We start from the raw sequence: 10,040 nt of genomic DNA on the forward strand, positions 1-10,040 counted from the left end.
AAAACTTATTTATTTGCATTTGGTACAAATAAAGCTTTTCCTAATAATCTAAAATCACCAATAATTTTTTGTGTAGAGTCTTTTACAATCCATTTTGTAAATTGTTTTGCTAATTTTGGTTGAACTTTTGAACATTTTTCTTTATTGATTGTAATTACACTATATTGATTAAATAAAGATTTATCACCCTCAACTACAATTTTCATAGTATTTTTATCACCTTTTTGTGATTGATACTTAATCCAAGTACCTCTATCAGTCATTGTATATCCATTTTTTTCAGCTGCCATGTTAATAGTTCTTAACATACCTTGACCTGTTTGAACATACCAAGATGCTTTTTCAGGTGCTTTAGCCATTGCTTTTTTCCATAAACTAATCTCTTTTTTATTAGTTCCTGAATTATCACCTCTACTAAAAAAGTTTGATTTATTCTCTTTAATTTTTTCTAATGCTTTACTTGGAGCAAGTCCTGCTACATGTGCTGGATCTTTTTTAGGTCCAATAATAACAAAGTCATTATACATAACTTGTTCTCTATCAACACCGTATCCAGTTGCTACAAATTTCTTCTCACTTGCTGGTGCATGTACAAAAAGAATATCAACATCACAATTACTACCCATTTTAAGTGCTTTTCCTGTTCCTGTTGCAACCCATTTTAATGTAGTTCCTGTATCTTTTTTGAATATTGGTGCTAAATAGTCTAATAACCCAGTGTTATCAGTACTAGTTGTTGTCGCCATCATTAAGTCTTTTGCCATTAACGAACTTGTTGCTACTGCTGCTGCTAAAACTGTTGATAATAAAATTTTCTTCATTTATTTTCCTTTTATTAATTTAAAATATTTATTTGTTTATCTAAAAATTTGTTATTAAATCTAATAACACCTACTTCTTGATCTACAGCGATATTACTTGTATCATTATTTGTAACTAATAATGAATTACTTTCATAAAGTGCTGTAATCATTCCTGATCCATATTTGTTATTTCTTGTAACTATAAAACCTCCATTTTCACAAGATCCAAGCACTACATTTACTCTTCCTTGTTTTGTTTTAAATTCTTTTATATTCTTAACTTTTTCAATATCATGATAAAAACTATTGTTACCTTGTAGTTTTTTTAATACAGGGATAACAAATAAATGTGCATTAACCATAGCAGTTAATGGATTACCAGGTAAAGAAACAACTACTGTATTTTGCATTTTTCCCATCATAATAGGACGACCTGGTTTAATATTTACTCCATGGAAAGCCGTTTTTAAACCATTAGATAAAAAAGCTTCTGCCATAAAATCAGCATCACCCATTGAAATACCACCACTTGTTATTACAACATCGTAATTTTTTAGATTTGAAATAAACTCTTTTGATTTTTCCAAATCATCAGGAATAACACCACTATATGTAGCATTAAAACCATTCTCTTTTAAAAGTGATACTAAAGCATAAGAGTTACAATTGTATATCTCATCTTCATTTGAATTTTCCCAAGGTTCTTTTAACTCATCACCCGTAGATAAAACAGCAATTGAAATATCTTTATATACTTCAACCATTACAATACCTTGAGAAGCTAATAGTGTTATTGTTGATGAGTTAATAGCTTCACCTTTTTTTAAAAGAATATTTCCTTTTTTTTGTTCTTCACCTTTTACTCTTAGGTTACTTCCTTTTTTTATATTAGTTGGAAGAGTTACATTCATATCTGTAACATTACTACAATTTTCTATTGGAATAATTGTATCTGCATCAGCTGGTACTTGTGCACCTGTCATTATTTTATAACATTCACCATCCTTTAAATCTGCTTTTACTTTATCATCTTTATCACCAGCATAAATAACTCTTTTTATATTTAAAGTTTTTCCAGAATCTTCACTTTTAAAAGCAAACCCATCCATAGCAGAGTTATTAAAAGATGGTAAATTTTTTGTACAAATAATATCTTGAGCTATTACTTTACCTAAAGCATCTAACAATGAAACTTTGTGTGTTAAAGTAGTAGCATTTGCTAATTCAAAACTTTTAATTACTGCTTCATTAAAATCCAAATATGTTAATTTATTGCTCATTTAATACCTTTATTTGTCTATATTTTTTATGTAATAATTCAACAATTTTTTCTATTTCTTCATTAGAGTACTCTTCACAAAAAGATAAAGAAATAGCATTTCTACTAGTTAATTCATCATATCCCATAGATTGAATAATTCTTGAAGGTTTAGATAAACCTAAAGAGCACCCTTCTCCATTTGTAATTAAAATATTAGATAAAGCAGATGTACGTATAAGTTCTCTTGCTTTGATATTTTTTAAAGCAAAATGTAAAGAATAGTCTAAAGTAGAAGAAGGTTCTACAAAAAAATAAATATCATCTTTAAACTTCTGTTTTAATTTTTCAAGAAAAAGTTTTTTATTTGAAGTATTAAAAGTTTGATTTTTTAAACCTTCAAATGATAAATATACACTAAGAGCATCACAATTTGCTAAGTTTTGTTCTTCAAATTCACCATTATGTAAAACAATAGCACTACTTGTATATCCGCTTAATTTATAACAATCAAAAATTGCAATATCACAAATTTCATCATAATTTGCACTTGAATTTGAAATTATCTTAGCATTAGTTAACTCTTTTATTTTTTTAAGATTCGTCTTAACAAAAGTATCCATTGTATATGAAGAGATAAATATAAAATCTAATTTTTGATCTTTTAATTTTTCAAAATTTACTGTTCCATTTTTATTTAACTCAATCCATAAAACTTCAAAACCTAACTTTTCATATTGTTTTGCAGCATCCACGATTGATTGACTTTCACCTTTACTAACTGCAATTTTTCCATCCAGTTCAAGCATTAAACCTAAAACTCCATATTTACTAAAATCGATTGTTTTTAAATCAGTAAAATTATACTTTTTTAAAAAAACTTTTTTTAATAAAGTAAAAGAATCATTATTATCTAAGATACTTAATGAATAATCAGTTGTAATATGTATATCTTGCACATTTGGATACAATAAAAAATTCAATTTAAACATTATTTATCCTCCTTTGGATTGAGAATTTCTTCTCCACCTTTAACAAAAAGCTCTTTATATCTATCTTCTGCATATTTTTTTATATCATGTTCTAATATTTTATAAGTTTGAATAACTTCTCTTGCTTTGGGAGTAAGACTAGTTCCACTATTCTCACCTCTACCTTTAAACGTCATTACAAGATCTTCTTCAATAAACTTTTCCAATATTTTTATATGGCTCCAGGCTTTTTTATAATTCATTCCTACTTCTTTTGCAGCTTCTGCTATAGATCCAGTTCTGTCAACGTTTTCTAGAACTTCAGTCTTCCCACTACCAAAAATTAGATTTTGGTCATCATCTTCTATCCAAACCTTAACTTTTACTTTCATGCTTGCCCTTCCTTTTTCTAAAACATCCCAATTGACAATGAGTAACTTCTATATCAGAATTTACAACTGTAGAACCAACTGTTCTTAAAGTAGATTGTTGTGCCTCATTCCATAACACTTTACACTCTAATTCTTTATTCCCCAAATAATTTTGTTTTATTCTATTATAAACTTCAATATTTGGGTCATTAAATTTAATTTTTCCAAAAACTCCTAATTCGCAATTAGTAATTTTTATACCTAAACTTTTAGTAATTGCAGACATTTCATGTGGCTTTTTACCTATAAGTCGTGCAACTTTAAAAGCCTTTAAACAAGATAATTTACCTTCAGCATCTAAATTTGTTAAAATTAAATCTTTTTGTATATTATCAAGTTTAATATCCATATCATCATCTATACTAGACATCAATTCTTCCTTGATGAGTATAAATATTCATTCTTTTGCCTCTTGCAAAACCTATTAATGTAACTCCATGCTTATGAGCTGTTTGTACTCCAAGATATGTTGGTGCTGTTCTTGAAACTACAATAGGGACTTTGTGCATTACAGCTTTTGTTACCATTTCTGAAGATAATCTACCACTTACAAATAAAACAGATTTTGAAGTATCTAAACCTTTAATTTTACATTTACCTACTACTTTGTCAATAGCATTATGTCTACCAATATCTTCTGATGTTACAGTAGTACCATCTGGTAAATATATCATTGCTTTATGAACACATCCTGTTAATTTATATAATTCACTCTCTTCATAAAATTTTTTTACTTCAGTAGAGATTGTTTCTGGTTTTACTTGAAATGCTATTTGGTTAAATGGCACTTCAACATTTCCTTCTACATTTCCAGTAACTCCACCACCACAGCCACTAACTAAAGTTTTTTCTGTATATAAATTTTCTAAAGAATCTTCATTTATTTTTGCAGTTATATCAACTCTCAATCCATCTTCGCTGATATGAAATTCTTCAATATCATCAATACTTGAAATTACATTTTCACTCATTAAAAAACCAACTGCATGTGCATCTTGGTCTATAGGAATACACATCATTGAAATTGCTTTTTCACCATTTAAATAGAGATTTAACCTTGCTTCTTCAATAGTTACATCTTCAAACTCAACTGAGCTCTCACCTGATACTTTTTCAATAATTACTTTTTTTAAATATTTTTCGTTTCCCATTCCCAACTTCTTTAATGTGTATTTAATGCATATTTCTAGCATTTAAAAAACTAGTAAGAGTATAATCTTACCAGTTTTTTTCTATTATAATTCTTTTTTATCTTTTAATTTTTTATAATAAGTACTATGAAGGATTTCAACTTCTTCTTCTTCTTTATAACCAGTTATCATACTGTGAATTGCACCTTTAATTGCAAATACAGACATATAAATATGTGTCATAAATAGTGCAGCTACTGCCATTCCTAAAACATTATGCACTATTGCACTTGCTCTTAGTAGGTCAATTTGTGATAATCCTAATGATACAACAATATCAAGTTTAAAATCTTGAAAATACATAATTGCACCTGTTATTATCATAAATATCCCACCTAAAGTACAAATCCAGAACCACATTTTTTGTCCTGCGTTAAATTTACCAGCTGGAATTGGGTCTTTTCTTTTGTTTAAATAACCCCCTAATATCATCATCCATTTGATATCATCACTTGTTGGAAGCATTTCTTTAAACCACATGATTAACATAGGTAATACAGAAACTGCAAAAAACGGAGTTGCGATTGCATGAAGTTCTTTACAAACTCTTACAAATTCTCCTCCACCAAAAAATGTTCCAAATACCATAACAAAACCTGTTGGTATTAAAACAATAAATGAAAATCCAGCTAACCAGTGGATAAATCTATGAAATATTGTGAATACGTGTATCTTTTTTCTATCATGTGAAAAAATCATTGGTCCTATAATTAAATAGTGAACTAAAAAAACTGCTGGAACTCCAAAGGCAATGGCTAAAAATGCCATTGTAAAATATTTACCTTGTAAAATAGTAAACCATTGTCCTAAATGTAAAGAGCCCTGTTTATCATATGCTAATATATTTGGTATTAAATCTTTTCCAAATATTGCACTTGATTCATCAGCAGCGAATGCTACTGATGATAATACGAATATCAAAATTAGTAAATATTTTTTCATCATATACCTCACTTTGCCCCGTAGGCAGTATCCCAAGTCATTGGAGCTGTTTGTACGCCATGACCTCTTGATAAAACTCTTTCTCTATATATTTTACTAACTTCTTGAGATTCACCAACTAAAAGTGCTTTAGTTGAACACATAGCTGCACATACAGGAACTTTTCCTTCAGCTATTCTATTTTGTCCATAAAGTTCTCTTTCATGTTCGCTATTTGTTTCTAATGGACCACCTGCACACATTGTACATTTATCCATTGCACCTTTTGTTCCAAAAGCACCATCTCTAGGGAACTGTGGTGCTCCAAAAGGACAAGCATATAAACAATATGCACAACCAATACATTTATCTTTATCATGAAGAACAATCCCATCTTCTCTAATATAGAAACAATCTACTGGACATACCTGTTCGCAAGGTGCATCTGTACAATGCATACAAGCTATTGATAAAGAGTATTCTAATCCTTCTTTACCTTCATTAATTGTGATTACTTTTCTTCTATTAATCCCAGATGGAAGTTCATGAGCTTCTGCACAAGCTACTGAACAACCATCACATTCAATACATCTACCTTCATCACAATAAAATTTCATTCTTGATAATTCTGAACTACTCATAATAACCTCCTACGCTCTTTCTACTCGGCATAATCCACCTTTTGTTTCTGGTATTTGTGTAATAATGTCATAACCATAGTTTGTAACAGTATTTGCACTTTCACCAACCGCATAAGGTTTAGTTCCTTTAGGATATTTGTGTGAATAATCCTCACCTTGGAAATGTCCAGCAAAATGGAATGGTAACCATACTCTATCAGGGCTAACTGAATATGAATATTTTGCTTTTACTTTAATTTTTGTTCCTTCAGGTGAATGAATCCATACCATATCTCCATCTCTTACGCCTAATTTACCTGCTAAGTCTGGATTTATATCACAGAACATCTCAGGGCTTAATGCTGCTAGATATTTAGAAGCTCTATTCTCCATACCCGCACCATTTAGGTTTACAAGTCTTCCAGTTACCAAGTTAATTGGGAACTCTTTTGACCAATCTTTTTGAGATTGTTTACTCATATATTGAGTATCAACTCTATAATGATCTGGTTTGTTTGCATATGTTGGATATTTTTTAACTAAATCAAATCTTGGAGAGTGTAAAGGCTCTCTATGCATTGGTATTTGATCAGGGAATGTCCATACTCTTGCTCTTGCTCTTGCATTTCCGTAAGGTGCAATCCCTGCTTCCATACATTTTTCAGCAATAATATTTGAAGTATCAACTTTCCAGTTTTTACCAATTCTTTTTTTCTCATCTTCAGTTAATTTAATTCCTAAAACTTCTTCAATATTATCTCTTGTAATTTCAGGATATCCACCATTTACTTTAGAATCTTTTGGTGCACTTCCAGCTGCTGCTAATTGTGAAACACCTTCATGTTCTAAACCAAATCTATTTCTAAATCCCATACCTCCATCTTTAACACTTAAATTAGTGTTATATAGAAGCGGACTTCCTCCATGTTTTTCTGTCCAACAAGGCCAAGGTAAACCATAATATTCACCTTTCATTTCACCATAACCTCTTAGAGTTACTTGATCAAACATATGCCAATTTTCATTATGTTTTTTTAATCTTTCTGGTGTCCAACCTGTTAAACCAATTGTTTTAATAGTTCTAGCAATTTCTCTTGTAGCATCTTCAGGCCATTTGAAATTACCTTTTTCATCTTTCATTGCTGCAACATATTGATCATAAAAACCTAATCTTTTTGAAAGTTCAAATAAAACTTCTTGATCTGGTTTTGATTCATATAATGGCTCAACTACTTGAGTTCTCCATTGAACTGATCTATTTGTAGCAGTAACTGAACCACTTGTTTCAAATTGTGTTGCTGCTGGTATAATAAATACATCATCTTGTTTATCTGTTAAAATTGCCGCTTCGTTTACAAAAGGATCAGATAACACTAGCAATTCTAAATTGTCTAAACCTTCTTTAATTTTTGCTTGTTGTGCAACAGAAGTAACTCCATTACCCATAACAAAAAGTGCTTTTAGATTTGTTTTACCATTATGAGATTTATCATTTCCACCTTTGCCATCTAATACTCCAGCCCACCATCTAGCAAGTGTGAATCCTTTTTTATTCATCCACTCAGGAGCTTGGAATTGTCTAGTTAACCAACCATAGTCAACTTTCCATTGTTGTGCAAAATATTTCCATGAACCATCACTTAATCCATAATAACCTGGTAATGTATGTGATAAACAACACATATCTGTAGCACCTTGAACATTATCGTGCCCTCTTAAGATATTTGTTCCACCACCTGCTCTACCCATATTTCCAAGAGCTAATTGTACAATTGGAGCTAATCTTGTATTAGAACTTCCTATTGTGTGTTGTGTTAAACCCATTGCCCAAATTAATGTACCTGGAGAATTTTTAGCATATAAAGTTGTGATTTGAATTAATTTTTCAGCTGGTACGCCTGTAATGTCTGCAACTTTTTCAGGAGTCCATTTTTTTGCTTCTTCTTTAATTAAATCCATTCCATAAACTCTATCGTTTATGAACTTATCATCATGCCAACCATTTTTAAATATAAGATTTAACATTCCATACATAAATGGAATATCTGTACCTGGTCTAATTTGACAGTAATGATCAGCTTTTGCAGCTGTTTTTGTAAAGACAGGATCTATTACAATTATTTTTGCATTATTTCTCTCTTTTGCTTTAAGAAAATGTCCAAAACCAACTGGATGATTCACAGCAGGATTTGCTCCAAAAATAATAATTGCTTTCGCATTTTGAATATCACCTAATGAGTTAGTCATAGCGCCATAACCCCATGTATTTGCCACACCGGCAACTGTTGCACTATGTCAGATTCTAGCTTGGTGATCTATGTTATTAGTTCCATACATTGCAGCAAATTTTCTAAAATAATATGCTTGCTCTGTGCTCATTTTTGCTGAGCCTAAAAACATAGTCGCATCTGGACTCTCTTTTTCTCTTAAATCTTTCATTTTCTTAGAGATTCTATCGTATGCATCATCCCAAGAAATTCTTTTCCACTGACCTTTTTCTTTAACCATTGGATGTTTAAGTCTTACTTCAGATCTAACCATATCGATCATATCTGCACCTTTACAACAATGCCCACCAAGTGAAACTGGATGGTCTTGTGCAACTTCTTGTCTTACCCAAACTCCGTTATGTACTTCTGCAATAATACCACAGCCAACAGAACATGCTGTACAGATAGTTTTTACTTTTTTAGAACCAGGAAAAGGATTTTTAATCTCTTCTTTAGTTGCTTCTCTAGTAATACCATCATTATTATTTGCAAAAGCGCTTACAGCACCAGAAGCAGTAGCCACAGCAGCCATTTTAATAAATGATCTTCTACCTACTTTTGCTTTTAGTGCATCATATGTACTATTTGACATAATAACACCTTTCTATTTCGCTTGTTTATAATATAATTCCCAAGCTTTAGTTTTTTTATAAGTAATCTCTTTTTTAGTAGATTCACCTACAACAACACCATTAGAATCTGCATTTTCGCTTTTTCCACTTGCAGCTAGCGTAGTAGCACCAACAGCTACACTTGCAGCACCAACAACCATTGCACTCTTTTTGACAAATTGTCTTCTATCTTCTTGCATAGTTGATCCTTTTTGTTTTTTCAGTCCCTAAGAGACTAAGAAAAATCAATAAATTAATCTTTCTTAGTCCCTTAAGATATACTTTTAGATATCTTTTTCTACATCAAATGTAACAAAAACATCTTCTTTTGGCTGTTTTGCCCCAGCAGCTTTTGCTGCTTTATTTCTTGCTCTTCTTTCTTTTTCTTCTTCAGAAATTTCTTCTTTTTTAGATTCAGTATTAACAATATTTTTTGCTTTTACTTTTGAAACTTCTAAATATAATCTTTCAAATTCCATAAAAGAAACTAATGCTGCAATTACATCTTTATAAATGTCTGCTTTTTCATGTTCATATACAGCTTTAGAAAAATCATCTACAAATTCATTTAATATATCTTTAAATATACAATGTTGAACTGTTTTGTATTGTTCTTGACCTTCTGAAACCAATGTTGCGAGCTCTGAAAGAACAGTAAAAACAAATCCAATTGAATCTTCATACTCCGAAAAATTTTTTTCATCTCTTCTAATTTTAGTTTTTGCAAGAAAATCAAGCATTTCAACTCTTTTTCTTCCACTTTCAACACCTTCATCATAATATGAAGCTGTTGTTCTTATTTGCGTAGTTTGAGGATTATAAAAAATATCATCAAACTCTTGTAATAATGATATATTAGAATCTTTTTCTAACTTAATTGATAGATTTTTAAAAGCTTCACCACTAGAACTATCTAAACTATTATCTTTTAATAAATTTATTAATTCTAATAACTTCATATATCT

At 30.3% G+C, this 10,040-nt stretch carries 11 protein-coding genes; all 11 read right to left on the reverse strand.

What is annotated here, in order from left to right; all coding sequences use genetic code 11:
• Nucleotides 1-5: 5 nt before the first annotated feature.
• A complete protein-coding gene (locus CRU93_RS01220; protein ID WP_129102358.1) occupies nt 6-821 on the reverse strand; it encodes a substrate-binding domain-containing protein in 816 nt (271 codons plus the stop codon).
• Between the two features lie 14 nt (nt 822-835).
• Nucleotides 836-2,083 (reverse strand): molybdopterin molybdotransferase MoeA, encoded by a 1,248-nt coding sequence (locus CRU93_RS01225; RefSeq protein WP_129102359.1) that lies wholly within the window; start codon nt 2,081-2,083, stop codon nt 836-838.
• Complete coding sequence (locus CRU93_RS01230) at nt 2,073-3,053, reverse strand: cysteine desulfurase (RefSeq protein WP_129102360.1); 981 nt, start codon at nt 3,051-3,053, stop codon at nt 2,073-2,075. The genes CRU93_RS01225 and CRU93_RS01230 overlap by 11 nt, the downstream gene beginning before the upstream one ends.
• Nucleotides 3,053-3,424, reverse strand: a complete 372-nt coding sequence (locus CRU93_RS01235; RefSeq protein WP_129102361.1) for a winged helix-turn-helix domain-containing protein — start codon at nt 3,422-3,424, stop codon at nt 3,053-3,055. Before CRU93_RS01235 ends, CRU93_RS01230 begins: the two co-directional genes overlap by 1 nt.
• On the reverse strand, nt 3,408-3,833 hold the full coding sequence (locus tag CRU93_RS01240; RefSeq protein WP_129102362.1) for a ModE family transcriptional regulator: 426 nt from the start codon (nt 3,831-3,833) through the stop codon (nt 3,408-3,410). The genes CRU93_RS01235 and CRU93_RS01240 overlap by 17 nt, the downstream gene beginning before the upstream one ends.
• A complete protein-coding gene (fdhD, locus tag CRU93_RS01245; RefSeq protein WP_129102363.1) occupies nt 3,826-4,614 on the reverse strand; it encodes a formate dehydrogenase accessory sulfurtransferase FdhD in 789 nt (262 codons plus the stop codon). The genes CRU93_RS01240 and fdhD overlap by 8 nt, the downstream gene beginning before the upstream one ends.
• An 84-nt stretch (nt 4,615-4,698) precedes the next feature.
• Entirely contained in the window at nt 4,699-5,598 is a 900-nt protein-coding gene (locus CRU93_RS01250) for a formate dehydrogenase subunit gamma (protein WP_129102364.1), read from the reverse strand.
• Nucleotides 5,599-5,603: 5 nt separating this feature from the next.
• The gene (fdh3B, locus tag CRU93_RS01255) at nt 5,604-6,215 is read right to left on the reverse strand and encodes a formate dehydrogenase FDH3 subunit beta (protein WP_129102365.1); all 612 of its coding nucleotides are present in this window, start codon (nt 6,213-6,215) and stop codon (nt 5,604-5,606) included.
• A 9-nt stretch (nt 6,216-6,224) separates the two neighbouring features.
• Nucleotides 6,225-9,056, reverse strand: coding sequence for a formate dehydrogenase subunit alpha (locus tag CRU93_RS01260; RefSeq protein WP_129102366.1), 2,832 nt, complete (start codon nt 9,054-9,056; stop codon nt 6,225-6,227).
• Between the two features lie 12 nt (nt 9,057-9,068).
• The gene (locus tag CRU93_RS01265; protein ID WP_129102367.1) at nt 9,069-9,275 is read right to left on the reverse strand and encodes a Tat pathway signal protein; all 207 of its coding nucleotides are present in this window, start codon (nt 9,273-9,275) and stop codon (nt 9,069-9,071) included.
• A gap of 84 nt (nt 9,276-9,359) precedes the next feature.
• Nucleotides 9,360-10,040, reverse strand: a 681-nt coding sequence (locus CRU93_RS01270; protein ID WP_129102368.1) for a molecular chaperone, incomplete at its 5' end; no start/stop codon positions are given.

Source organism: Arcobacter sp. CECT 8985, from assembly GCF_004116495.1.
GTDB lineage: Bacteria > Campylobacterota > Campylobacteria > Campylobacterales > Arcobacteraceae > Malaciobacter.

What these genes read in the sequence shown, in the direction of transcription:
- CRU93_RS01220 (WP_129102358.1), bottom strand. Translation starts at nt 821, where the DNA reads ATGAAGAAAATTTTATTATCAACAGTTTTAGCAGCAGCAGTAGCAACA.
- CRU93_RS01225 (WP_129102359.1), bottom strand. Translation starts at nt 2,083, where the DNA reads ATGAGCAATAAATTAACATATTTGGATTTTAATGAAGCAGTAATTAAA.
- CRU93_RS01230 (WP_129102360.1), bottom strand. Translation starts at nt 3,053, where the DNA reads ATGTTTAAATTGAATTTTTTATTGTATCCAAATGTGCAAGATATACAT.
- CRU93_RS01235 (WP_129102361.1), bottom strand. Translation starts at nt 3,424, where the DNA reads ATGAAAGTAAAAGTTAAGGTTTGGATAGAAGATGATGACCAAAATCTA.
- CRU93_RS01240 (WP_129102362.1), bottom strand. Translation starts at nt 3,833, where the DNA reads ATGTCTAGTATAGATGATGATATGGATATTAAACTTGATAATATACAA.
- fdhD (WP_129102363.1), bottom strand. Translation starts at nt 4,614, where the DNA reads ATGGGAAACGAAAAATATTTAAAAAAAGTAATTATTGAAAAAGTATCA.
- CRU93_RS01250 (WP_129102364.1), bottom strand. Translation starts at nt 5,598, where the DNA reads ATGATGAAAAAATATTTACTAATTTTGATATTCGTATTATCATCAGTA.
- fdh3B (WP_129102365.1), bottom strand. Translation starts at nt 6,215, where the DNA reads ATGAGTAGTTCAGAATTATCAAGAATGAAATTTTATTGTGATGAAGGT.
- CRU93_RS01265 (WP_129102367.1), bottom strand. Translation starts at nt 9,275, where the DNA reads ATGCAAGAAGATAGAAGACAATTTGTCAAAAAGAGTGCAATGGTTGTT.